The 23932-nt window shown below is 61.5% G+C and carries 25 protein-coding genes; 13 read left to right on the top strand and 12 right to left on the bottom strand.

The features are described from left to right. Positions 1 to 76 precede the first annotated feature (76 nt). Entirely contained in the window at positions 77 to 1165 is a 1089-nt protein-coding gene (locus A7D21_RS05440; protein WP_069551216.1) for a DUF6515 family protein, read from the top strand. On the opposite strand, the gene A7D21_RS05435 is transcribed toward A7D21_RS05440, so the two are convergent. Both A7D21_RS05435 and A7D21_RS05430 read right to left on the bottom strand, forming a co-directional pair. Next, a complete protein-coding gene (locus A7D21_RS05435) occupies positions 1162 to 2055 on the bottom strand; it encodes a cation diffusion facilitator family transporter (RefSeq protein WP_069551215.1) in 894 nt (297 codons plus the stop codon). The two genes, A7D21_RS05440 and A7D21_RS05435, sit on opposite strands and share 4 nt — an antisense overlap. Positions 2056 to 2070: 15 nt before the next feature. After that, positions 2071 to 2490 (bottom strand): hypothetical protein, encoded by a 420-nt coding sequence (locus A7D21_RS05430; protein WP_053258151.1) that lies wholly within the window; start codon positions 2488 to 2490, stop codon positions 2071 to 2073. Between the two features lie 252 nt (positions 2491 to 2742). Between A7D21_RS05430 and hrpB the strand changes: the two genes are divergently transcribed. Beyond that, on the top strand, positions 2743 to 5250 hold the full coding sequence (gene hrpB / locus A7D21_RS05425) for an ATP-dependent helicase HrpB (RefSeq protein WP_069551214.1): 2508 nt from the start codon (positions 2743 to 2745) through the stop codon (positions 5248 to 5250). Between the two features lie 137 nt (positions 5251 to 5387). On the opposite strand, the gene A7D21_RS05420 is transcribed toward hrpB, so the two are convergent. After that, positions 5388 to 6476 carry an endonuclease/exonuclease/phosphatase family protein gene (locus A7D21_RS05420; protein WP_053258149.1) on the bottom strand — a complete coding sequence of 363 codons (1089 nt, stop codon included), beginning with the start codon at positions 6474 to 6476 and terminating at the stop codon, positions 5388 to 5390. 40 nt (positions 6477 to 6516) lie between these two features. After that, positions 6517 to 7176 carry a YciC family protein gene (locus A7D21_RS05415; RefSeq protein WP_053258282.1) on the bottom strand — a complete coding sequence of 220 codons (660 nt, stop codon included), beginning with the start codon at positions 7174 to 7176 and terminating at the stop codon, positions 6517 to 6519. 180 nt (positions 7177 to 7356) lie between these two features. Here A7D21_RS05415 and A7D21_RS05410 point away from each other — a divergent pair, with 180 nt between their 5' ends. From A7D21_RS05410 to A7D21_RS05400, 3 genes are all read left to right on the top strand, one after another. Further along, positions 7357 to 8130 carry a DUF2076 domain-containing protein gene (locus tag A7D21_RS05410; RefSeq protein WP_053258148.1) on the top strand — a complete coding sequence of 258 codons (774 nt, stop codon included), beginning with the start codon at positions 7357 to 7359 and terminating at the stop codon, positions 8128 to 8130. 128 nt (positions 8131 to 8258) lie between these two features. After that, positions 8259 to 8735 (top strand): NYN domain-containing protein, encoded by a 477-nt coding sequence (locus tag A7D21_RS05405; RefSeq protein WP_053258147.1) that lies wholly within the window; start codon positions 8259 to 8261, stop codon positions 8733 to 8735. 42 nt (positions 8736 to 8777) lie between these two features. Continuing rightward, on the top strand, positions 8778 to 9389 hold the full coding sequence (locus A7D21_RS05400) for a PolC-type DNA polymerase III (protein ID WP_053258146.1): 612 nt from the start codon (positions 8778 to 8780) through the stop codon (positions 9387 to 9389). A gap of 139 nt (positions 9390 to 9528) precedes the next feature. Here A7D21_RS05400 and A7D21_RS05395 read toward each other — a convergent pair whose 3' ends face one another. Beyond that, the gene (locus tag A7D21_RS05395; RefSeq protein ID WP_069551213.1) at positions 9529 to 9837 is read right to left on the bottom strand and encodes a DUF6124 family protein; all 309 of its coding nucleotides are present in this window, start codon (positions 9835 to 9837) and stop codon (positions 9529 to 9531) included. A 489-nt stretch (positions 9838 to 10326) separates the two neighbouring features. On the opposite strand from A7D21_RS05395, the gene A7D21_RS05390 reads away from it, so the two are divergent. Both A7D21_RS05390 and A7D21_RS05385 read left to right on the top strand, forming a co-directional pair. Further along, complete coding sequence (locus A7D21_RS05390; RefSeq protein ID WP_069551212.1) at positions 10327 to 10893, top strand: hypothetical protein; 567 nt, start codon at positions 10327 to 10329, stop codon at positions 10891 to 10893. Continuing rightward, positions 10883 to 11146: a hypothetical protein gene (locus A7D21_RS05385; RefSeq protein WP_064454251.1), complete on the top strand. Its 264-nt coding sequence runs from the start codon at positions 10883 to 10885 to the stop codon at positions 11144 to 11146. The genes A7D21_RS05390 and A7D21_RS05385 overlap by 11 nt, the downstream gene beginning before the upstream one ends. A gap of 120 nt (positions 11147 to 11266) precedes the next feature. Here A7D21_RS05385 and A7D21_RS05380 read toward each other — a convergent pair whose 3' ends face one another. Further along, on the bottom strand, positions 11267 to 11728 hold the full coding sequence (locus A7D21_RS05380; RefSeq protein WP_053258144.1) for an Lrp/AsnC family transcriptional regulator: 462 nt from the start codon (positions 11726 to 11728) through the stop codon (positions 11267 to 11269). A 160-nt stretch (positions 11729 to 11888) separates the two neighbouring features. Here A7D21_RS05380 and yedA point away from each other — a divergent pair, with 160 nt between their 5' ends. Continuing rightward, on the top strand, positions 11889 to 12785 hold the full coding sequence (gene yedA, locus A7D21_RS05375) for a drug/metabolite exporter YedA (protein ID WP_053258143.1): 897 nt from the start codon (positions 11889 to 11891) through the stop codon (positions 12783 to 12785). 48 nt (positions 12786 to 12833) lie between these two features. Then, on the top strand, positions 12834 to 14171 hold the full coding sequence (locus tag A7D21_RS05370; RefSeq protein WP_069551211.1) for a DEAD/DEAH box helicase: 1338 nt from the start codon (positions 12834 to 12836) through the stop codon (positions 14169 to 14171). A 116-nt stretch (positions 14172 to 14287) separates the two neighbouring features. On the opposite strand, the gene A7D21_RS05365 is transcribed toward A7D21_RS05370, so the two are convergent. Further along, the gene (locus A7D21_RS05365; protein WP_069551210.1) at positions 14288 to 15514 is read right to left on the bottom strand and encodes a TIGR03862 family flavoprotein; all 1227 of its coding nucleotides are present in this window, start codon (positions 15512 to 15514) and stop codon (positions 14288 to 14290) included. Between the two features lie 170 nt (positions 15515 to 15684). After that, on the bottom strand, positions 15685 to 16605 hold the full coding sequence (locus A7D21_RS05360) for a histone deacetylase (protein WP_069551209.1): 921 nt from the start codon (positions 16603 to 16605) through the stop codon (positions 15685 to 15687). A gap of 75 nt (positions 16606 to 16680) precedes the next feature. Between A7D21_RS05360 and A7D21_RS05355 the strand changes: the two genes are divergently transcribed. The 3 genes from A7D21_RS05355 to A7D21_RS05345 are packed head-to-tail and all read left to right on the top strand — an operon-like array spanning position 16681 to position 18745. Next, on the top strand, positions 16681 to 17250 hold the full coding sequence (locus A7D21_RS05355) for a GNAT family N-acetyltransferase (RefSeq protein WP_069551208.1): 570 nt from the start codon (positions 16681 to 16683) through the stop codon (positions 17248 to 17250). Positions 17251 to 17291: 41 nt separating this feature from the next. Next, on the top strand, positions 17292 to 18161 hold the full coding sequence (gene tesB / locus A7D21_RS05350; RefSeq protein ID WP_053258138.1) for an acyl-CoA thioesterase II: 870 nt from the start codon (positions 17292 to 17294) through the stop codon (positions 18159 to 18161). Then, entirely contained in the window at positions 18158 to 18745 is a 588-nt protein-coding gene (locus A7D21_RS05345) for an HAD family hydrolase (protein ID WP_053258137.1), read from the top strand. Before tesB ends, A7D21_RS05345 begins: the two co-directional genes overlap by 4 nt. A 135-nt stretch (positions 18746 to 18880) precedes the next feature. Here A7D21_RS05345 and A7D21_RS05340 read toward each other — a convergent pair whose 3' ends face one another. The 3 genes from A7D21_RS05340 to A7D21_RS05330 form a co-directional block, all read right to left on the bottom strand. After that, positions 18881 to 19867: a hypothetical protein gene (locus tag A7D21_RS05340; protein WP_069551207.1), complete on the bottom strand. Its 987-nt coding sequence runs from the start codon at positions 19865 to 19867 to the stop codon at positions 18881 to 18883. Further along, positions 19868 to 20755, bottom strand: coding sequence for a neutral zinc metallopeptidase (locus tag A7D21_RS05335; RefSeq protein ID WP_069551206.1), 888 nt, complete (start codon positions 20753 to 20755; stop codon positions 19868 to 19870). It lies immediately after the preceding gene. Between the two features lie 170 nt (positions 20756 to 20925). Beyond that, positions 20926 to 21342 carry a membrane lipoprotein lipid attachment site-containing protein gene (locus tag A7D21_RS05330; protein ID WP_053258134.1) on the bottom strand — a complete coding sequence of 139 codons (417 nt, stop codon included), beginning with the start codon at positions 21340 to 21342 and terminating at the stop codon, positions 20926 to 20928. A 199-nt stretch (positions 21343 to 21541) separates the two neighbouring features. On the opposite strand from A7D21_RS05330, the gene A7D21_RS05325 reads away from it, so the two are divergent. Further along, a complete protein-coding gene (locus A7D21_RS05325) occupies positions 21542 to 22420 on the top strand; it encodes a DMT family transporter (RefSeq protein ID WP_053258133.1) in 879 nt (292 codons plus the stop codon). Position 22421: 1 nt separating this feature from the next. On the opposite strand, the gene A7D21_RS05320 is transcribed toward A7D21_RS05325, so the two are convergent. After that, positions 22422 to 23756 carry an MFS transporter gene (locus A7D21_RS05320; protein WP_053258132.1) on the bottom strand — a complete coding sequence of 445 codons (1335 nt, stop codon included), beginning with the start codon at positions 23754 to 23756 and terminating at the stop codon, positions 22422 to 22424. Positions 23757 to 23932: the final 176 nt, after the last annotated feature.

Genomic DNA, 23932 nt, shown 5'->3' with positions numbered 1-23932 from the left:
AGAACCGGGTGAGGCTTTTCCAGTCTCATACTATGAGGCCGGACACTCGAGGCCCTAATCCGCAGTGAGGAATAGCATGAAGCGCATCTGGCGTATGGCAGGTGTAGGTTTGCTGATGGTCACCGTCGGCACGCAAGTGATGGCCGACGACCCGCGCTCAGAAGGCGGCGGTCAGCATGAAAGAGGCCCGGAAGGCGGGCGGCAAGGTAACGAACAGCCGCGCCCGCAAAATAACCCACCGCGCCCGCAGAACAATCAACCGCGCCCGGAGAATAACCAGCCGCGGCCACAGAACCCACAGTTCGAGAACCATCAGCCGCGCCCGCAGAACCAGCACTTTGATCGCGCCGAGCAAGCGCCGCACGGCGGCGGGCAGTGGCAAGGTCGCCCGCAAGGTGCCGAGCCGCCTCGGCCAGCACCGCAACCGGCGAATAATCTGCCGATTCAAGGTCGCCCGGACACGGTTCGGCAAACCCAGGAGCCGCGCCAGGGCAACTATCAGGACATCCCGCGCCGCAACGACGGCAACCCGCATTGGCAGGCAGGGAATGGCGCACGCCCAGGTGGCGGCTTCAATGGCCACCCCAATGACAACCGCTGGCCAGGTCGCCCTGATGGGCACGGCAACGGCTGGGGCCCGGGGCCGCAATATCGCCCCGGCCATATGGTTGATCGCTTCCCCGACCGTAACTACCGCGTGCCCTACCGTGGCCAGGATTACTTCTTCTCTGGCGGCTACTGGTATCGCCCGCAAGGCCCGCGTTACGTGGTGGTGACGCCGCCCTACGGCATCCGTGTGCAGTACCTGCCGGACTATGCGCGGGAAGTGTGGGTGGGCAGCGCGCTGTTTTTCCTCGCCGCCGGTGCCTATTACACCTACGAAAGCAGTACCCAGCAGTACGTGGTGGTGCAACCGCCGACAGAAGTGCCGGCGCCGCAACCCGCACCGCAAGGCAATGGTTATGACGTGGTCGCCTATCCGGCGAACGGCCAATCACCGGCCCAGGTGCAGCAGGATGGCTACGACTGTTATCGCTGGGCGGTGCAGCAAAGTGGTTTCGATCCGCAGGCGGTCTCCTACGCCCCGGCCCCGGCGGTGGTGCAAACCTACCGCCAGGCCCAGGGTAACTGCCTGACCAGTCGTGGCTATCAGGTGCAGTATTAGGCCTTGGCGCCCGTGACGACTTCCCGCGGGTCGGCGTGCACCAGCACTTCGGCCCGAGGGTAGGCTTTGTGAATGGCATCGGCGGCCTGGTCGCTGATGCCATGGGCCACTGACAGCGTCAATTCGCCGGGCAATTCCAGATGCAGTTGCACAAACCAATGGCTGCCGGAGATCCGCGTGCGTAAATCATGGGCACCCAGCACGCCGGGGACGCCACGCGCCAGTTCCAGCATGTGCTGGCTGACGTCCGGCGGCAGTTCCTCGTCCATCAACACCGCAAAGCTTTCCCGGGCGATCTGGATCGCACTCCACAAAATGTAGACGGCAATTCCCAGGCCGAACCACGCGTCGACTTGATGGAAACCAAAACCGGCCAACACCAAGGCCACCAGGATGCTGCCGTTGAGCATCAAGTCCGAGCGGTAATGCAACGAGTCGGCACGCACCGCGTTGGAGCCGGTTTCGCGAATCACGCGGTGTTGCAGCATCAGCAACGCCACGGTCATCACCAGTGAAAACACGATCACGCCGATGCTCAACCACGGTGCGCCGACCGGTTCAGGATGCTGCAAACGCTGGTACGCCTGGAACGCAATCAGCAGCGCACTGCCGGCGATAAACAGTGCTTGAGCCATGCCCGACAGTGATTCCGCCTTGCCATGCCCATAGCGGTGATCGTCATCGGCCGGGCGCAGTGCGTAATGCACCGCCAGCAGATTCAGCAGCGACGTCACGCCGTCGAGCAGTGAGTCGGTCAACCCGGCGAGCATACTCACCGAGCCACTGAGCCACCAGGCGATGGCCTTGGTGATAATCAGCGCACAGGCCACGCCCACCGAAGCGCGGGTGGCCAGGCGCAAGAGCCTTGCGTGTTCGGGGCTGCTGGTCATAGGCGGGTCGAATCCTCAAGCGGCAGGTTGCAGGCCCAGGGACGCGAGTTGTTGCACGCTGCCCTTGAACTGGATCATGCGCGGGTCATCCAGCGGCAGTGTGTGACCGGTTTCTTTCTGGATGATGGTTTGCAGCTTGGCGTTGTCGACTTTGCCGTCGGCACCAATGGCTTCATGCAACTTCTCTGGCGCGACTTGCGCGGTTTTGCCTGGCTCGAAATAGATCGCGCCGGTGGCGAAGTCGACGCCGAATGCGATCAACCCCGGGATCACATAAAACAGCAGGCCAACGGCATCGAGCACGGCAATCGCCGGGTCGATCTTGCCGTCGATCTGGCCACGGCGGTCGGGGTAGAAAATCGAACCGCAGGCCGTGAGTTGGCTCAGCAGGGTGACGGCGAGGACACCGCCGATGACACGGGAAGCGATACGCATAAAATTCTCCTGAACACGGTTGAAAGGTGACTATAAGCCAGATCCACGCGACGACGACTATCCAATGTGGGAGTGGGCTTGCTCGCGAATGCGGTCGTTCAGAAACATATTCGTCGACTGACAGATTGTGTTCGCGAGCAAGCCCGCTCCCACCGTTGACCGTTTTTATCTTCGAAGCCAGTGGTGTCTTTGAGACCACCACCGGCATCCGGCAGTTCGCCGTTATACTCGCCGCTCTGCTTTGGAGCCAGTATGAATTCGTTGCCGATTGATGATGTTTTACCTGCCCTGCGTGACGCCTTGGCGAATCGCCATGAAGCCGTGCTGGAAGCGCCGCCCGGCGCCGGTAAAACCACCCGCGTGCCCTTGGCCTTGTTGAACGAGCCATGGCTGGCGGGGCAAACCATCCTGATGCTCGAACCCCGCCGTCTCGCCGCGCGCGCGGCCGCCGAACGCCTGGCCAGTGAGCTGGGCGAAAAGGTCGGCGAAACCGTTGGTTATCGTATCCGCCTCGACAGCAAGGTCGGCCCCACGACGCGCATCGAAGTGGTCACCGAAGGCATCCTCACCCGCCGCCTGCAGGACGACCCGGCGCTGGAGGGCGTGGGCCTGCTGATCTTCGACGAATTCCACGAGCGCAGCCTCGACGCCGACCTGGCGCTGGCCCTGAGCCTGAACGGCCGCGACCTGTTTCGCGATGAACAGCCGCTGAAAATCCTGCTGATGTCCGCCACCCTCGAAGGCGAGCGCCTGGCCGGGCTGCTGGATGACGCGCCGATCCTGCGCAGTGAAGGGCGCATGTTCCCGGTGCAGATGCGCTGGGGGCGGCCGTACCAGGCCGGTGAATTTATCGAGCCGCGCGTGGTGCAGACCATCCTTGAGGCTGTGTATGACCAAACCGGCAGCATTCTGGTGTTCCTGCCGGGGCAAGCGGAGATTCGCCGGGTTAACCAGCAACTGGCTGACGCTTTGGGGGATCGCAGTGATGTCCTGCTCTGCCCGCTGCATGGCGAGCTCGACCTTAATGCCCAGCGCGCGGCCATCGACCCGGCGCCGGCGGGTAAACGCAAAGTGGTGCTGGCCACCAACATCGCCGAGACCAGCCTGACCATCAACGGTGTGCGCGTGGTGATCGACGCCGGGCTGGCGCGGGTGCCGCGGTTCGACCCGGGCAGCGGCATGACCCGCCTCGACACCCAACGCATCTCCCGTGCCAGTGCTACTCAGCGCGCCGGCCGGGCAGGGCGGCTGGAGCCGGGCGTGTGTTATCGCCTGTGGTCCGAGGACCAGCACGAAGGTCTGGCTGCGTACGGCAGCGCGGAAATCCTCGCCGCCGACCTCGCCGGCCTGGCCTTGCAGTTAGCGCGCTGGGGCGTCACACCCACGCAGTTGGTGTGGCTGGATGCGCCGCCGACTGCCGCGTATGCCCAGGCCCAGGACCTGCTGGTGCGCCTCGGTGCCTTGAATGACGAACAACTCACCGCCCATGGCCAGAAAATGGCCGAGTTGCCGGCCCATCCGCGTATCGCCCATCTGCTGCTGCGCGGGCAGGATTTGGGGCTGGCGTCGACTGCGTGTGATGTCGCCGCGCTGTTAGGTGAGCGGGATATCTTGCGCGGTGGCGGCGCCGATTTGCACAGCCGCCTGGTCTTGATGTCCGGCGAAGAACGCGCACGTGGCACCCAAGCTGGCGTGCAGCGGGCCAAGCAACTGGCGCGGCAATACCGCAGCTACTTAAGAGGCACGGCGACTCAAGCCGTGGCCGATCCCGACCACCCGCGCTGGCTCGGTGCTTTGCTGGCGCTGGCCTACCCGGACCGCGTCGCCCAGCAACGTCGCCCCGGTGGCGCCGAATACCGCCTGGCCAACGGCCGCGCCGCGCTGTTCGCCGACGCCGACAGCTTGATGAAACAACCCTGGTTGGTGATCGCCGACCTAGGCAGCCGGCAGGGCCAGCGCGAAGAACGCATCTACCTCGCGGCGGACTTCGATCCGGCGCTGTTCGACACGGTGCTCGCCGAGCAAGTGCGCAACGTTGACCAGTTGGATTGGGACGAACGCGAAGGCGTGCTGCGTGCTGAACGCCAGCGCAAAGTCGGCGAACTGGTGCTGAGCCGTGAACCGCTGACCGGCCTCGACGAGTCTGCCCGCAGCCAGGCGCTGGTTAACCTCGTGCGCCGCAAAGGCCTGGAGCTGCTGCCGTGGACGCCTGAACTGCGCCAATGGCAGGCCCGCGTGATGCTGCTGCGCCACCTGGACGCCGGTAAAACCAGCGAATGGCCCGACATCAGTGACACGGCGTTGCTTGCCAGCCTGGAACACTGGCTGATGCCGTATCTGGGCAAAGTCTCGCGCCTGAGCCATTTCGCCAACCTGGATATTTCCAGTTTCCTGCACAACCTGCTGCCGTGGCCGCTGCCCCAACGCCTGGACGAGTTGGCGCCGCAGCATGTGAAAGTGCCGTCGGGCTCCTCGGTACGTTTGGACTACAGCGAACAGCCGCCGATTCTGGCGGTGCGCTTGCAGGAGTTGTTCGGGCTGGCGGACACCCCGCGCATTGCCGGTGGGCGCCAAGTGGTCAAGCTGCACCTGCTGTCCCCGGCGCGACGGCCGGTGCAGGTGACGCAGGACCTGGCGAACTTCTGGCGCAGCACGTATGCCGAGGTGAAGAAGGACTTGAAGGGGCGGTACCCGAAGCATTACTGGCCGGATGACCCGTTGGTGGCCGAACCAACCGCCCGGATCAAACCCCGCAAGTAGGTCGTGTGGAGATCAAATGTGGGAGCTGGCTTGCCTGCGATACAGACGACTCGGTCTATCTGGTTCACCGAGGCGATGCTATCGCAGGCAAGCCAGCTCCCACACAAGCCCGCTTTCTACAGGGTTTGAGGTGTTGGTTATTGCGCAGCCGGCAGCAGGAAGCGGGCAATCACCGGCAAGTGATTGGAGATGCGCAGCGTGTCTTCCTGGCGTACTTTGGCTTCCACCCGCTTGATGCGTGGGCTGTAGAACAGATAGTCGAGCGTACGATCCGGCCCTTCTACGCTGGGGTCATTCGGGAAGTTTGTCAGCCATTTCTCACGATCAATCCCGCTGGATTCACTGTTACTCGGGATCATCGGGTACTTGTCCCACAGCAAATGCAGCTCACTGTCCGGCGAATACTGGCCGCGCTTAACCGCGTCCAGGCGCAGGAATTGCCCCAGTGGCAGCAAGTTGAAGTCCCCGCCGATCAGCCATGGCGTGCCACGGCCTTCGAACTTATCCAGCAGCTTCACCGTGGCTTTCGCTTGCGCTTGCACTGCTGACCGCCCAGGCATGTTGCCATCCAGCCGGGTATTGAGCACCGCCAGTTGGCCGCCATCGCTCAGCGGCAAATAGGTCAGCAACAAGGCCGGTCTGGGTTGGAACTGGCGGCTGATAAAGTTGGCCGGCGACACCGGGAGTTGCAGGCGTTCGGCGTGTTCGATCTGGTAACGGCTCAGGGTCACCAGTTTGCGGCCGACGCTGCCGAAGATATGCAGGTTGGGCACAAAGTCGGCTTTCCAGTCGAAGGCCTGGGCGCTGCACGGGTAGAGGTCGACCAAGCGTTCCTGAAGCAAGGCCACCTGGTCCTGGTAGTGCGACGATTTGGCGCCTTCGTCGAGTTCCTGCAACAGCAGGATGTCGGGGTGTTCGTCGCGGATCACCCGCGCCACTTCATCCAGGCTTGAGGCCATGTCTTCCACGGTCGGGCGGTCGTCCGGGCCGCTGCCGTCGGCGGTGTCGTACCAGAACACGTAGTTCTTGCCGGCCAGGTATTGCACGTTCCAGGTCATGACCTTGAGCGCTTGCCCGGGCAGCAGGGTCGGCGCACGGGGCGCGACACAGCTGACGGGCAGGGTTTCCTTGTCGGCAGGGCGCCAGGTCAGGCTGTAGATCAGGGCTGTGAGCAGGCCCGCGATGATCAAGAGGCTCAACAGGGTGATGCGCAATAAACGGGTCATTGGCTCGGCTTATAGCGTTTCAGAGGTGGCACGGAGCATATCACCGTGCGTCGGCATCGCCACCGATCAACATGAATAAACGGAACAGCACCACACTGGTAAACAGTTGCAGAAAGCTGTGGGCGCTGTCGATCAGTACGCCCAGCAGCGGCGCGGGATCGGGATACGCCGCCACGCTGGCGCCCTTGAGCAGCCACAGGGGCGTCATCACGCACAGCAGGCACACCAGAATTCGCCAGAAGTGCCCGCGAGTCAGGCGAAAGCTTTCCTTCATCGCCTCCAGCGCCGACAGGCCGCGCAGCACCAGCAGGTACTCGGCAAACGCGAGCACCACCATCAGCCACAGGCCCGGCAGGAAATACAACGACAGGCCAAGCAGAATCAGCAGCGTGCTGATAGCCGTGAGCAGGGCGAAGCGTGGCCACAGGGTCAGGGCCATGGCCCACACATCTTTAGTGCGCGGCGACTCGCCACGGGTGCGCGCGTCCAGAAACAGGATCAAGGCGCCCGTGTACAGCGGGTACACCAACAACCCCACCACCACGCTGTAGCCGGGAAAGGCATCCGGGCCCAGCGTGTGGTCGAGCACCTGTTGCAGCAGGGCTTCGAGAATCACCAGCGGCAGGCACAGCTGGACGATGGCGCCCAGGTTGCGTTGGGTGAAACGGAAGGAGTCGCGCAATACGTCTAACGGATTCATCAGGTTCATCACAGGCCGAAAAGCAAGGCCGACACTTTAACCGATCATGACGAGAGGTGAGCAAACGTAAACCTTTCGTAAAGACCATTGAAACGTCTAGTAACAGCCCCATTACTGTTACGTAGCGTGCCTGACCCTGGGCAAGCCCATGATTTCTACCGGCAATCTAACGAGGTCGCCATGAACAGCGAAGAGCAAACCCTGATCGATGGACTGTTTTCACGGTTGCAGCAAGCCGAAACGGACTCAGCCCCCCGCGACGCCCTGGCCGAAGCGCGGATCAAGGAGCACATGACTCGCCAACCGGCCGCCGGGTACTACATGACCCAGTCGATTCTGGTGCAAGAGCACGCGATCAAGAGTCTCGACGCGCAGAACAAGCAACAAGCGCAGCAGATCCAGCAATTGCAGGACGAATTGCAGCAGGCCAAATCCCAGGCGGCACAACCTGCGCAGAGCAGCGGGGGGTTCCTGTCGAGCATCTTTGGTGGCGGCAGTTCGCGTGACGCCCAGCCTGCGCAAAGCGCCCCGGCGTCTTCCGGTGGCGGCTGGCGTGAGCCGGCGCGGCCCTCGTTCGGCCAGCCCGCGCCGCAACAGCAGAACTACGGTGCGCCGCAGCAGAACTATCAACAGCCGCAACAGGCGCCAGCAGCGCCCATCGGCAGTGGCTTCCTCGGCGGCGCGCTGAAAACCGCCGCCGGTGTCGCGGGTGGCGTAATGCTGGCCGAAGGCATCAGCAGCCTGTTCAACCACAACTCGCAACAGCCGCAAGTCGTGGAAGAAATCATCCGCGAAGAACCGGCGCCCGCCAGTGACAACAGTAACTGGGGCAACGACGACCAGAAGTTTGCCGGCAATGACAACTGGGGCAGCGACAACGGCTCCGACAGCTTCGCCGACAACGACTATTCCGACGATTCCTCCTCGTTTGGCGACGACGACTCCTTCGTCTGAGCCGCACTCAACCGGGGCGCTTCGTCGCCCCGGGCTGATTTTTCGCTGAAACTTTCCCATGGCTGGCATACTGGCGCCTTTGCGGGCCTTCGCGTTCGAGGTCCAAGCGGCAGCCATGGGGAAGTGCGGTGAAGAAAATTGCGGTGTTCGCCGATGTACAAAACCTCTACTACACCGTGCGCCAGGCGTATGGCTGCCACTTCAATTACGCCGCCCTGTGGGCTGACATCAGCGCGCGCGGGCAGATCGTCGAGGCGTATGCGTATGCCATCGACCGTGGCGACAGCAAGCAGCAGCAATTCCAGCAGATCCTGCGCAACCTGGGCTTTACGGTAAAACTCAAGCCGTACATCCAGCGCGCCGATGGCTCGGCCAAGGGCGACTGGGACGTGGGCATCACCCTCGACATCATGGATGCCGCCGACCACGTCGACGAAGTGGTGCTGGCCTCCGGCGACGGTGATTTCGACATGCTGCTCGACCGCATCATCCAAAAGCATGGCGTCGAAGCCGTGGCCTACGGCGTGCCAGGGCTGACGGCCAACTCGCTGATACGCGCCGCCAGCCGCTACGTGCCGATCGAAGGCGCACTGCTGCTCAAATAAGCGCAGCGGCTCAATAAATGGTTAGACGGAGTTGGAACAGGTTTGGAACGTATAGCGGTCATCGACTTTGAAACCACCGGCATCACCCCGAGCAGCCACTGCCGGGCCACGGAAATCGCGGTGGTGATCCTTGAGCGCGGCCAAATCGTGGACCGCTACCAGAGCCTGATGAATGCCGGCGTGCGTGTGCCGGGCTTTATTGAACAACTCACCGGCATCAGCAACGCCATGTTGCGCAGCGCGCCACCGGCCGAGCGGGTGATGAACGAAGTCAACGAGTTCGTGGGCACCACGCCATTGCTGGCGCACAACGCCGCGTTCGACCAGAAGTTCTGGGACTTCGAACTGGGCCTGATCCGCCGCACCCGCCTGCAAAAATTCGCCTGCTCGCTGCTGCTGGCCCGTCGCTTGATGCCGGCGGCACCGAACCACAAACTCGGCACGTTGAATTCCTTCGCGCAACTGCCCCACACCGGCAAGGCTCACCGGGCGATGGCGGATGCGGAAATGGCGGCCAACCTCACCGCGCACCTGGCCGAGCAATTGCGCGGTACGCATGGGTTGCGAGAACTGTCCCACGACCTGCTGTGCACCTTGCAGAAAGTGCCGGCGGCGAAGATCAATGAACACCTGAAGAAGCATCGCGGGTTCTAAACCGGCCACCCGCCCAAGAACACCGACGTTTCAAATGTGGGAGGGGGCTTGCTCCCGATCGCGGTGTGTCCGCTAATCATCCAGTGGCTGACACACTGCAATCGGGAGCAAGCCCCCTCCCACATGAGTGATGCGGTGTTCATCGCGGTTGCACACACTCCAACGCCCGACCTACCACGTCCTTCGCCATCCCCACCAAATGCATCACCGCTCGCTGTTGCGCATTCATCGCTTCAGCCGACCCGTGCGCCGTCTCCACCGCGCAATGCAGCAAGTCGGCCGCATGGGCGAGGGCGTCTTCGAAGCTAAGGTTGTCATTTAGAACAAAGTTGGGCGCGTCCGGGGCGGAAGCTTTGAGGTAGTAGTCGATGGCTCGGCGGTTGAGCAGGGCGTCTTCGCTGAGGAAGTTTGGTGTGGAGCGAGGTGGATCGGGGGTAACTTTGACCATGGTGTAATTCCTCTGAAGTAAGAGGCCGTCACCGTTCGCTTGCACGCGAATGAGGGTGGCAGCTGTACGCAGGTGTGCAAGACCGGGGCAAAGGAAACCCGGCAGACCCCGAAGGTCTCCAGCGCACAGCCGCCATAACTAAACGCCCATCACTAAAACGGGCGTTGAGATGTGGGGTGCTTGTGCACCTTTGCGAGCCGGACTTGCACGTCCGGTCATCGTGATTTCGATGACGAGGCGAGACTAGCTACCTGATCCGACTGGCGCAAGGCCGTGGAATTCTCTAGGAAACGTCCCGCAAATGAAAGAGATCGGTCTTGCTGGCCATTGAAATATCAGCGTTTTGTGGGGGCTTTTACGCTCTTTCTGAGTGGTCAGTAGGCTGAGCCCTATTGCTCCGTCGGACCTTTCTGGTTTTTCTTTTCACCCATCCCTCGCCCTTGCTGCGACCTAACATTGCACCTGTTATTTACGTAAAAGGACTACGTCATGCAGGAAAGCGACCTCCACACAGCAATTATGCGAAGCCAGTCTGAACTCCAACGTAATGGCGTAGACCTCGGCTCAACTTCCAGCATGGCGTTTCATTTGGGCAACACAATGACAAGCTGCCCGGCAGTCATGCTTTTACCTCATTCGCCAGGTTGGACGCATGGCGCCAGTTACACGTTACTCAGGCCCATTCAGGCGGACTCCACTGTGCCTGACACCACTGTTGACGACCTCTGGAAATGTACACAGCAACACTACGGTTTGACGGCGGCAACGGCGCTTACTGGCGCGGCGGGCATACCGATCAGCAAGATCGCCGTGGGAACTTGGGTCCACGTTGGCTCCAGTAAAACGACGAACCTGGCCAGCCTCATTGGAATGCGCTTTTTCCCTCGTACACTGATCAGGCAACCAACAATGGCTAGGATGGCAAAAGCAACGTTTGGCACCGTCCGGGTATTTGGCATTATTGGGCGGGGCATTCCCTTCGTTGCTGTGGGGTTAGCCGTTTTTGACTTAATCAGTATTGGTAAGTGTGCCTATGAGGCGAGAAGTGGAAGGTAGCCCTACCAGAGCCGAGATCACAGAAAAAGTGATCCAACTGTTCGTCGATATCATTGGTTTTATTGACCGAAGCCAAGTGACGGAAAATACGGATTTCATCCATGACTTCAAGATCATCGATGACGATTTGACCTGCTTCGTCATGCAGATCAAGTGGCAATTCAACCTGCAGGCGACTCAGGAGGATTGGGATCACATCACGAGCATCAAGCAGATTGTCGACTTGATCGTTCAGCGCTCAATTTTGCAGTGAGGCCGCTGACGCTATCGCAGGCAAGCCAGCTCCCACATTTGACCGAGCTCGCCAGGGCTGGATGCAATCTACTGTGGGAGCGGGCTTGTCGGGTCGCCGCATCGCCGCGATGGCGGTGTATCAGCCGCCGTTTTTGCCATTGGCCTCCAACTGCCCCAACGGCACCCGCCGCTCTATCGCACTGGACAAAATAATCGAGGTCTTGCTGAACCCGAACTTCGCCACCCGGTTGATCAGGTTCTCCAACTCCGGCATCGAGCCCACTGCCGCCTGCATGATCACGCACGGGTCGCCTGTCACCCGGTGGCACTCGGTCAGCTCGGGAATTTCAGCCAGGGCGTCGTACACCTTCTGGCTGCCGTTGTTGGTCAAGCGCAGCTCTATCGTGCACTGGATCGGCAAGCCGATTTTGGACAGGTCCACTTTGGCCTGATACCCGGTGATTACGCCGCTGGCTTCCAGCTTGGCCACGCGTTCAGCCACGGCCGGCGCGGAGAGGTTTACCGTGCGGGCCAGTTCGGCGTAGGAAGCGCGGCCGTCTTTGAGCAGGGCGCTGAGGAGCATGCGGTCGTATTTGTCCATGATAAGGCTCCGGTCATGCGTGGCTTTCGAATCCACGGGTTATAGCCTTCATAACCATGCTTTGAAAAGTGTATGGGCGCTTTAAACAGGTTTTGTAACTTATGTTTAGCGTGCTGCCTTTCTAGAATAAGCCTTCAATTTCCTGCCGCAGAGCTACCCAATGCCTGGCCCACGTCGTTTTCCCTTACCGTTGATCGCCGCTTTTTTTGCGTTGTATGTGATCTGGGGTTCTACCTACCTGGTGATTCGAATCGGCGTGGAGTACTGGCCGCCGCTGATGTTGGGCGGGATTCGATTCCTGGTGGCGGGGTTGGCGATGTATGGCTTTTTGCGCTGGCGCGGGGCGCCGGCGCCGACGTGGGTGCAGTGGAAGGCGGCCGCCAAGATCGGCGTTTTGCTGCTGACCTTTGGTAATGGCGCAGTGACGGTGGCCGAACACACCGGGGTGGCCTCCGGTGTGGCCGCGCTGGCGGTGGCGACGGTGCCGTTGTTCACTTTGTTGTGCGGGTATTTCTGGGGCGCGCGTAATACGCGTCTGGAGTGGGCCGGGGTGGTGCTGGGGATTATCGGCATCGCCATGCTCAACATGGGCTCCAACCTGCAATCGAGCCCGACGGGTGCCATGTTGTTGCTGTTTGCTGCCGCTTCCTGGGCTTTCGGTTCGGTATGGAGCCGGCATTTGCCGCTGCCGCCGGGCGCCATGGCCAGCGCGGCCGAGATGATCATTGCGGGTGTGTTGTTGCTGGTGGGCAGTGCACTGACCGGTGAGCGACTGCATTCCATCCCGCCGCTTGAGGGCTGGCTGGCCTTGGCGTATCTGGCCGTGTTTGGCTCGATCATCGCCTTCAACGCCTATATGTACCTGCTCAAGCACGTGCGCCCGGCGGCGGCGACCAGCTATGCCTACGTGAACCCGGCCGTCGCCGTGTTGTTGGGCATTGTGTTCGTCGGCGAGACCATCGGCATGGAAGAAGCCTTGGCCATGCTGGTGATCATCAGCGCGGTGCTGTTGATCAGCCTGCCCCAGTGGCGAAAGCCCAAGCCGGAAATAAGGTAAACTGCGGCGCATTACGCCTATGCGCTGAATTTTTCCTACGGTAAACACATGACTTTCGCCACCCTTGGCCTGATCGAACCCTTGCTGCGCGCCCTTGAGACGCTTGGCTACCAGACCCCGACGCCGGTGCAGGCGCAAGCCATTCCGGCGGTGCTGGCCGGTCGCGACCTGATGGCTGCGGCCCAGACCGGCACCGGTAAGACCGCCGGTTTCGCCCTGCCGCTGCTGCAACTGCTGACCATGGAAGGGCCGAAAGTCGCTGCCAACTCGGCGCGCGCGCTGATCCTGTGCCCGACCCGTGAACTGGCCGAGCAGGTTCACACCAGTGTTGCCGAATACGCCCAGCACCTGCCGCTGACCACTTACGCGGTGTATGGCGGCGTGAGCATCAACCCGCAGATGATGAAGCTGCGCAAGGGCGTCGACATTCTGGTCGCCACGCCTGGCCGCCTGATCGACCTGTTCCGCCAGAACGCACTGAAGCTCAATCAGCTGCAAACCCTGGTGCTGGATGAAGCCGACCGCATGCTCGACCTGGGCTTCTCCGAAGAGCTGGCCAACATTTATCGCATGCTGCCGAAAAAGCGCCAGACCTTGCTGTTCTCCGCGACCTTCTCCGATGAGATCCGCTTGCTGGCCGGGCAGATGCTCAACGACCCACTGACTGTTGAAGTCAGCCCGCGCAACGTCGCCGCCAACACCGTGAAGCAATGGGTGGTGCCGGTGGACAAGAAGCGCAAGCCGGAGCTGTTTGTGCACCTGATGCGCAAAGGCCGCTGGAAGCAGGTGCTGGTGTTCGCCAAGACCCGTAACGGCGTGGATGCGCTGGTGGATAAATTGCAGGGCCTGGGCATCAATGCCGATGGCATCCACGGCGACAAGCCCCAAGCCACTCGTCAGCGTGCACTGGACCGTTTCAAGTCCAGCGACGTGCAGATTCTGGTCGCCACCGACGTGGCCGCGCGGGGGTTGGATATTGAAGACTTGCCGCTGGTGGTCAACTTTGACCTGCCGATCGTGGCCGAGGATTACATCCACCGTATCGGCCGCACCGGCCGCGCAGGTAACACCGGTGAGGCGATTTCCCTGGTGTGTGCCGATGAGGTGAACATGCTGTCGGCCATCGAGATGCTGACGCGTCAGACCTTGACCCGCAAGATGGAAGCGGATTTCGAGCCTGAGCACCGCGTGCCGGATACCGACGCCAGTGGGCAAGTGGTGAAGAAGCCGAAGAAACCGAAGAAGCCTAAGGCGTCGGGTGGCGGTGGCGGTAAGCGCAATTTGGGTAAGTGGGTGGACAGTGGCGACGTAGCGCCGGCTGAGCCGTCGATTAAGCCGGTGCGCAAGGTGCCGGTGTTTAACACTGGGCCGCGTAAGAAAAAATAAGAGTTGAGGCGTTATTGAGGGCCTCTTCGCGAGCAAGCCCGCTCCCACATTTGAAATGCATTCCAAGTGTGGGAGCGGGCTTGCTCGCGAAGGCGGCTTTGAGTTCGCTACAGACCTCAGTGCTTAAGCCACTCCAACATCCCTCGCCCAGCCGCTCGCCCACTGGCAAAGCATCCTGTGAGTAGGTAGCCGCCGGTCGGCGCTTCCCAATCCAGCATCTCCCCCGCACAAAACACCCCCGGCAATTGCTTGAGCATCAACCGCTCATCCAACGCCTCGAACGGCACGCCACCCGCGGTGCTGATCGCCTCATCCATTGGCCGTGTCTTCACCAGCGTCAGTGGCAGTGCCTTGATATCCACCGCCAACAGCGCCGGATCATTGAAGTGCGCGCTAGGCGCCAGCTCACGCAACAGCGCCGCTTTCACCCCGTCCAACCCCAACTGGCTGTGCAGATGCTTGCTCATCGAGCGCGAACCACGCGGTTTGGCCAAGGCCGCCTGGACTTTGTCCAACGGCTTGCTTGGCAGCAGGTCGATGTGCACGGTGGCTGAGCCCGCGCGGTTGATCGCTTCACGAATCGGTGCCGACAGTGCGTAGATCAAACTGCCCTCGATACCCGTGGCCGTGACCACACATTCCCCCAGCCGAGGCTTGTCATCCGCCACGCCGATGGCGACGTTTTTCAACGGCGCGCCGGCGAATTTGCTGACCATCAATTCACTCCAGGCTGACACCTCGAAGCCGCAATTGCTCGGTTGCAGCGGGGCGCAGGGCACGCCTTTGTCTTCCAGCAATGTGAGCCACGCGCCGTCGGAGCCCAGGCGTGACCAACTGCCGCCACCCAAGGCCAGCAGCATGGCATCGCTGTGGACAGTTTTCTCGCCGTCCGGGCTGTGGATAAGTAAACCGCCGTCGGCGGTCCAGCCCAACCAACAATGCCGGGTGTGGATAACCACGCCTTGGTCGCGCAGGCGCTTGAGCCAGGCGCGCAGCAGCGGGGCGGCTTTCATGTCGGTAGGAAACACGCGGCCGGAGGTGCCGACAAAGGTTTGAATGCCCAGGCCATGAATCCATTCGCACAACGCCTCGGCACCAAACCCGCGCAGCAATGGCGCCATCTGCGGCGCGCGTTCGGCGTAGCGCGACAGGAACGCGGGGTAGGCCTCGGAGTGGGTGATGTTCATGCCGCCCACGCCCGCCAGCAGGAATTTGCGCCCCACCGACGGCATGCCGTCATACAGGTCCACCTGCACGCCCGCCTGGCTCAAGACTTCAGCGGCCATCAGCCCGGCAGGGCCGCCGCCGATGATGGTGACGTGGTGAGAAGGGGCTTGAGGCATGGGCAAGGCTACGGTCGCGAAATAGGCCGAGCATTCTACCCGACGGCGGCATCGCTGCCTGATCAAAAAACGTACACTTTCCTACAAGCCATACGGCCACTCGCTCTCAGGCGCTTACGCTCAAGTTATCCACAGGCCGTTCCACAGGCATTGTGGGTAACGCTCACACTTCAATGACAACCGGATGACGTCCACACCCGCTGTGCACTGTGATGCAGGATGCCGTGGCGGCGGGCCAGGGCAGGGCGGTCCTTGCTGTAGCCACCACCAATCACGCCCATGACCGGAATGTCGCGGCCCAGGCAGTGGCGCATCACGCTTTCATCCCGCGCGGCGAGGCCTGCATCTGTCAGCTTGAGGTAACCGAGGGCGTCATCTTTATGCACATCGACACCGGCGTCGTACAGCACCAGGTCCGGCTGGTAGAGCGGCAGTAAATAGTTGAGCGCGTCGTCCACGGTTTTGAGGTAATCGGCATCGCCCATGCCCATGGGCAGCGGGATGTCCCAGTCACTCTGGGCCTTGCGGGCGGGGAAGTTTTTTTCGCAGTGCAGCGACACGGTGATTGCATCCGGCGTGTCGTGAAGGATGCGTGCGGTGCCGTCGCCCTGGTGCACGTCACAGTCGAAGATCAGTATGCGGTTGACCCGCCCGCTGGCCAGCAGGTAATGGCTGATCACCGCGAGGTCATTGAAGATGCAAAAGCCGGCCGGGTAATCGTAATGCGCATGATGGGTGCCACCCGCCAGGTGGCAGGCCAGGCCGTGTTCCAGCGCCTGTTCGGCGGCCAGTATCGAGCCGCCGACCGCGCGCACAGTGCGCCGGGCCAGGGCTTCGTTCCAGGGCAGGCCGAGGCGGCGTTGGTCTTCACGGGACAACTCGCCGCTCAGGTAGCGTTCGATATACCCAGGTTCATGGGCGAGGGCCAGAATCTCTGCCGGGCACAGCGCGGGGCGCAGCAATTGGCTGTCCTCGGTCAGGCCGCTGTCCACCAGGTGGTCGCGCAACAGGCGAAACTTATCCATGGGGAACCGGTGGTCCGCTGGGAACTCGGGGCTGTAGTCGTCGTGGTAGATCAGTGGCAAGGGCATGGGATTTTCTGACGGGAACCTGCGAAGGATCTTACCAGCGCTGTACACTCACGCACATGGCAAGGGAGGGGACCCATGGAGCCGATACTGGAGTTGGAAAGCGCACGTCTGGTGCTGCGCCAATGGCGCGACAGCGACCTGCCGGAATTTGCGCGCATGTGCGCCGACTCGCAGGTGATGCGCTATTTCCCGGCCAAATTGAGCCATCTGGAAAGCGCCGCACTTATTGGGCGGATTCGCGGCCATTTTGCCGAATACGGTTTTGGCTTTTGGGCCTTGCAGCGCAAGGACACGCGCGAGTTTATCGGCCTGACCGGGCTGCAAAATGTCAATTTCGCAGCCGATTTTGTGCCGGCCGTCGAGATCGGCTGGCGCCTGGCCCGTGAGCACTGGGGCCTGGGCTACGCCAGCGAAGCGGCCTGGACTGCATTGCGCTGTGGTTTCGATCGGCTGCAACTGGATGAAATCCTGTCCTTCACCACCGAAACCAATCTGCCATCACAAAAAGTCATGCAGGCCATCGGTATGCATTACGATCCCCAGGCAGATTTTGAACACCCCAAGGTCGCAGCCGATGACCCGCTGCGCCATCACGTTTTGTATCGCATCACCCGCGCCCAATGGTTGGACACGCTGCACGGATAAGCAGCCCGGAATGCCCTATCGATTGTTGTAGGAGTTGCTCTATGAGCCAAGTATTGGAAGATCTGGTGGACTTGCTGACCCTGGAGCCGATTGAGGAAAACCTCTTTCGCGGCCGCAGCCAGGACCTGGGCTTTCGCCAATTGTTCGGCGGCCAGGTGCTCGGCCAGTCGTTGTCGGCGGCCAGCCAGACCGTAGAAGAAGCGCGGCACGTGCATTCCTTGCATGGTTATTTCCTGCGCCCCGGCGACGCCGCATTGCCGGTGGTGTATTCGGTAGACCGCGTGCGCGATGGCGGCAGCTTCAGCACGCGGCGCGTCACCGCGATCCAGAAGGGCAACCCGATTTTCACCTGCACCACCTCGTTCCAGTACGACGAACAAGGCTTCGAGCACCAGACCACCATGCCGGTGGTCGTCGGCCCGGAAAACCTGCCGTCGGAACTGGAGCTGACCAAACAACGCGCGCACCTGATCCCTGAGCACATGCGCGAAAAGTTGCTGTGCCCCAAGCCCATCGAAGTGCGCCCGGTCACTGAGAAAGACCCGTTCAACCCGCAGCCGTCCGACCCGGTCAAGTACGTGTGGTTCAGGGCTGACGGTGCCTTGGCCGACGCGCCGGCGCTGCATAAATACCTGTTGGCCTATGCGTCGGACTTCGGCCTGCTGACCACCTCGCTGCTGCCCCACGGCAAGACGGTGTGGCAGAAAGACATGCAAGTCGCCAGCCTCGACCATGCACTCTGGTTCCACGCTGACCTGCGCGCCGATGACTGGTTGCTGTACGCGATGGACAGTCCGTGGGCCGGCAACTCGCGTGGTTTCTCGCGGGGCAGCGTGTACAACCGCGCCGGCCAACTGGTGGCTTCGGTCACCCAGGAAGGGCTGATTCGCCATCGCAAGGATTGGGCATGAGCCTGTCGGAGGTTAAGCACTGGGTCTTTGATATGGACGGCACCCTCACGGTGGCCGTGCATGATTTTGCGGCCATTCGCGTGGCTCTGGAGATTCCGCCCGAGGCTGACATTCTCACCCACCTCGCGGCGTTGCCGGCCGATGTGGCGGCGGCCAAGCATGCGTGGTTGCTGGAGCATGAGCGGGCGCTGGCCGTCGGCTCGGTTGCTGCCGATGGCGCAGTGGCGCTGGTGCGTGAATTGGCCGGGCGGGGTTACCGTCTGGGCATCCTGACCCGCAATGCGCGGGAGTTGGCGCATATCACGCTGGAAGCGATTGGTCTGGCGGACTGTTTCGCTGTCGAGGATGTGCTGGGGCGTGAAGATGCGCCACCCAAGCCGAATCCGGGTGGTTTGCTGAAACTGGCGACGGCTTGGGAAGTGGCGCCAAGCGAGATGGTGATGGTCGGGGATTACCGCTTTGACCTGGACTGTGGCCGCGCGGCGGGGACCAGGACAGTGTTGGTGAACTTGCCCGAGAACCCGTGGCCGGAGTTGGCGGATTGGCATGCTGAGGATTGTGCAGCCCTGCGCCAGATGATCTGAACCTGGCACCACCGATCAAATGTGGGAAGGGGCTTGCTCCCGGTAGCGGTGTATCAGTCAGCATAAAAGAAGCTGACAGACCGCCATCGGGAGCAAGCCCCTCCCACATGTTTAATCCGGTTTCGTCAGTGCCTGCTATTTCCCGAACAACACCTTCTCGCCCTCAGGCGAGGTAAACATCTTATCGCCGTCGTGCCCGACCCCCGGTACTTCCACCAGTTTGTGGCTCAGCTGCGGATGGCGTGCTTTGAGGTAGTCAACGTAGTTATGCCCACGAATCAACCGATACGCGCCCTGGGTTTCGGCTTCGCAGCTCTTATCCAGCGCCGGGTGGTTCGGGTCGATGTCCTGCTGACCCAGCAGGTAGGTGACGTTGCGTGACACGTAAGCCTGTTCAAGCTGCTGCGCACGCTGTCCTTTGGCGTAGTCGGGCAAGTTTTGCATGCCGTACTTCCAGTCATTGAAGCCTGGGCAACTGGCTGCATCAAAGGTTACCGGCCGCTGTGGGCTGAAGTAGGCGTAGGACGATGGGTTGGCCACCACATAACGCAGGCTGATGCCCTCGGTTTGCAGCAGCGGGTGGTCGTGGCCGGTGAGGGCAAAACGCTGTATCACCTGGCCACCGCCGGAGTGGCCGGCCACGACGATTTCTTTCAGCGCCGGGAACAGCTTGCGGTTGCCCAAGTGCTTGATGATCTGGTCAAGCGCGCCGTAGGAGCTGACCTGGCCTGGACCGGTCGAGGGCGCGCCGGCCATCCAGTCATTGCCGCTCCAACGCAGCACTGGGTTGCCCAGGTGATTGCGCGTTATGTCCGACTCATTGAGAAACTGCGGCGCGATCACCAGCGTGCTGGCGGCCACACCGGCGTGTTCGGCGGCATCTTCGCCACTTTTCAGGTAGGTCTGCGCGTTACGCAGGCGACCGTGCACGATGATGAGCGCGCGGGTGACCTGAGGCAGCGGCTTGCCCCAGTCCTGGCTCAAGCCAAGACTGAGGTCGCCCGCATCCAAATGGAAACGATCGGGGCTGACCACCTTGACGCCGTGGTCTTTCTCGGCGGCCCAGGTGAAGGAGGAACACGTGATCAACACGCCCAACAGCCATCCCAATCGTTTATTCATTTAAAGACTCTTCGCCGTAAACGTGTCGCATTGAGAGATCTGGCCCTGGGCGAAGCCGGTTTTGAACCAGCGAACACGCTGTGCCGAGGTGCCGTGGGTAAACGAGTCGGGCACGACGCGCCCTTGACCCTGTTGTTGCAAACGGTCGTCGCCGATGGCGTTGGCCGCATTCAGTGCTGCTTCAATATCGCCAGGCTCCAGCCAGTTCAGGCGTTTTTGCGCGCGGTTGGCCCACACGCCAGCGAAACAGTCGGCTTGCAGTTCCTGGCGTACCAACAAGCCGCCGTCGCCTTGCATCTGCCGGCCCTGTTGGCGTGCGGCCTGGATCTTGGCCGAGATGCCCAGCAGGGTTTGCACGTGGTGCCCGACTTCGTGGGCGATCACGTAGGCCTGGGCGAACTCGCCGGAGGCCTTGAAGCGCTGCGACATTTCCCGGAAGAAATCCAGGTCCAGATACACTTGCTGGTCGGCCGGGCAATAGAACGGGCCGCTGGCCGAGGTGGCGCCACCGCAGGCAGAATTCACCCGGCCACGGAACAGAATCAATTTCGGGTTCTTGTAGGCCAACCCATTTTCCTGGAACACCTGGCCCCAGGTGTCTTCGGTATCCCCCAGAATCGCCCGGACGAAGTCGGCCTGCTGGTCATTGGCCGGCGGAGCCTGTTGCGGTTGCGTGCTCACCGAGGGCGCTTGTTCCATCTGGCCGGTCAACTGGCCGAGGATCTGCAACGGGTCCTGGCCGGTCAGCCAGCCGATGCCGACAATCAGCACAATCGCCGTGAGGCTCAGGCCCTTGCCGCCCCCAAAACGCATGCCGCCACCGCCGCCGCCACTGTCATCGCGGGCATCTACCACGTTGTCGCTGCGTCGGCCTTTTTTCCATAGCATGGGGCAATCCTCTCGATAAACCTGTGGAACACTTTTTTCAGAACAGTGTTGTTGGTGCGTATGAATGGCGCCAGCCCGGCTGTCCGACAAGTAACGAGAGCTGCGTAGTATCGCTGCTGTCAGGCGGAGTGGCACGGGCGCCAGATGAAAGTTGTGTCAGCAACGCCGGGTCAGTCGCGGCAATACCCTTCGCCGGTATCGACCACCAGGCAGTCCTTTTTATCCGCCAGCCATTTCAGGCCAGTGGCTTCACCGTCGCCGGCGTGCAGCAGTTGCGGGCCGTCCGGGCGAGTGAACGTGATGCCTTCTTCGTTGGCTTCACCCTTGAAGGTACCTGAGTCGTCAGCGTCGAGGCCGTATTTCATGGTGAGAAGGTAGTGGCCGCGGCCGATGCTGTCGTCCTTGGCGATGGTCAGGTTCAGGCCTTCGACGCCAATCCACTTGCCGACCCATTTGTCCGTGGGCGGGGTCGCCGGTACCAGCGTGGCTTGCACGGAGGCGGGTGCGGGTTTCGGGGCTTCCTTGGGTTCCTTGTTACAGGCGGTGAGCAGGGCAAGGGCAGAAAGAACAAAGAGTGTCTTTTTCATAGCGGCAAGGCCTTGGTTAAAAAGTGTGCAACGCGCGGGCTAACGTGCAGCGTTGGACTCAAATCCCGTGATTTAGTGCGCTGTTCGCACGCTGTTTGGTTATGCTCTTGGGGCAGACTACGGCCCGGCTGCTAGATTACCGGGTTGAGTGCTACCGCGTTCAATGCTCAGCGTTCAGCCCGCCATGCAAGAGAATTAAATGACTGTCAGCACCCCACTTTCCGGCGTCAACCATCCTTTCAAAGGCATCCTGCTGATTGTGGTGGCGACGTTTCTGTTTTCCAGCCACGACGCCTTGTCCAAATACCTGGCCGGGTTTTATCCGATAGTGATGGTGGTGTGGGCGCGTTACCTGGTGCACACCTTGCTGATGGCCGGGATCTTCCTGCCGCAATCGGGCCTGCGTGTGCTGCGCAGCAAGCGCCCGGGGATGCAGGTGGTGCGGGCCTTGTGCCTGTTGGGCACAAGCCTGTTCTTTACTGCGGCGCTGCATTACATCCCGTTGGCGGAAGCCACGGCGGTGAACTTCCTGGCGCCGATCCTGGTGACGGCGCTGTCCGTGCCGTTGCTCGGTGAGCGCGTGACGCGTGGTCAATGGCTGGCGGTGATCTGCGGGTTTATCGGGGTGCTGATCATCATCCACCCGGGCGGCGAGTTGTTCACACCGGCCGTGTTGCTGCCGCTGTGTTCGGCGCTGTTCTTCTGTTTCTACCAACTGCTCACACGCATCTTGAGCAAATACGACACCCCAACCACCAGTAACTTCTTCGCCGGCCTGTGCAATACCTTGGTGATGAGCGCGCTGGTGCCATTCTTCTGGCAGCTCCCTACGCTGTGGCACGGTGTGTTGATGCTGGCGCTGGGCACTTGCGGGATGACGGCGCACTTGCTGCTGACCCAGGCGTTCCGCTTCGCGGCGCCGGCCTTGCTGGCGCCGTTCGGCTACTGCCAGATCGTGTTCGCGGGGTTGTTGGGCTGGCTGGTGTTCAACCATACCCCCGACTTGACCACGGTGGTCGGCATCGGGGTGATCTGCATGAGTGGGTTGGCCGCTGCCTGGCAGCAGCGGCGTCGGTGAGTCAAACGTCGACGGTAGGAATCTTGCGCGGTGCCATGAAGTACATCCAGGTCAGCGCAATGAAGTACATCGCCGGGATCAGGGTGAACAGCACGGTGTAGTTATTGTTGGTCACCGTAAGGATATGGCCGACGATCTGGGTCATGAACATGCCGCCGATGGCCGCGCACATACCGCCGAAACCGAACACTGTGCTCATCATGTGCTTGGGCGTGTAGTCCATCACCAGGCTCCAGATGTTGGCGGTCCAGGCCTGGTGCGCGCCGATGGCCAGGGAGATGGCAAACACCGCGACCCACAACTGGCTGGAGCCGGCCGCCATGATCACGCCGACGATGCAGCAGGCAAACAGCAGCATCGACAACAGCCGCGCCTTGATTGCATTCATCCCGCGGCCGATCAGGAATGACGACAGAATCCCCCCACCCACGCTGCCGAAGTCCGCTGTCAGGTAAATGATGATCAGCGGGATCCCCATCTGCGTCACGTTGATGCCCAGGTTGTATTGCTGGTTCAAGAACGGCGGCAGCCAATACAGGTAGAACCAGAACACCGGTGCGGTCATCGCATAGGCGAGGGCGAAGGCCCAGGTGCCACGCATGCGCAGGATGCGGCTGAAAGGCACGCTCGGTTGTTCCGGTTCGGACTCCTGTTGCACGTAGTCCAATTCGGATTGTTTGGCCGTTGGATGGTCTTCCGGGTTGTAGTACTTCAAACCCCAGAACACCAGCCAGATTGCGCCCAGCGACGCCATGCACAGGAACGCTGCCTGCCAGCCCCAGACATGGAGGATCAGTGGCAGCAGCATCGGCGTCATCATTGCGCCCACGTTGGTGCCGGCATTGAAGATACCGGTAGCCACCGCGCGTTCACCGGCCGGGAACCACAACCGTGTGGTCTTGACGCAAGCCGGGTAGTTGGCGGCTTCGGTCAGGCCGAGGATGAAACGGCACACCATAAAGCCGACGGCCGAGGTGGCCAGGCCGTGGGCGCCGGTTGCCAGGCTCCATAACAGCACGGCGCAGAAGAACACGCGCTTCACGCCGACGCGGTCGATCAAGCGACCTTGCAGCACAAAGCCGATGGCGTAGCCGACCTGGAACCAGAAGTTGATGTTGGCGTAATCCATCGCCGTCCAGCTCATCTCTTTGGCCAGGATCGGTTGCATCACGCCCAGGGCGGCGCGGTCGATGTAGTTGAGGGTGGTGGCGAAGAACACCAGGGCCAGCATGCCCCAGCGAGTTTTACCCACGGCCATTGCGCCACGGATTTTGTCGCCGATGCCGGCGTGCGGGTTGCCCGGGCGCGCGGCCAGGGCGGAGTTTTGCAGAGGCATGAGGTCGTACCCGTTTTTTGAAATTTTTATGGTGTGTTCTGGGTCTTTTTTTCTGTGAAGGTTGCGTCGTCGATGGTGCGCAGCGGTTAAAAAACCGTCAATTCGCCAAACGGGCATAGTGTTCGGTAATCGCACGAAAAACTAACCGGTTCGTACATTTTAATTGCTGCGTGTAG

This window comes from Pseudomonas sp. AP19, from assembly GCF_001728855.1.
In the GTDB taxonomy this organism is placed as follows: domain Bacteria; phylum Pseudomonadota; class Gammaproteobacteria; order Pseudomonadales; family Pseudomonadaceae; genus Aquipseudomonas; species Aquipseudomonas fluorescens.
The sequence above is the reverse complement of the archived record's forward strand: the minus strand, read 5'-3'. Positions and strand labels throughout refer to the sequence as shown.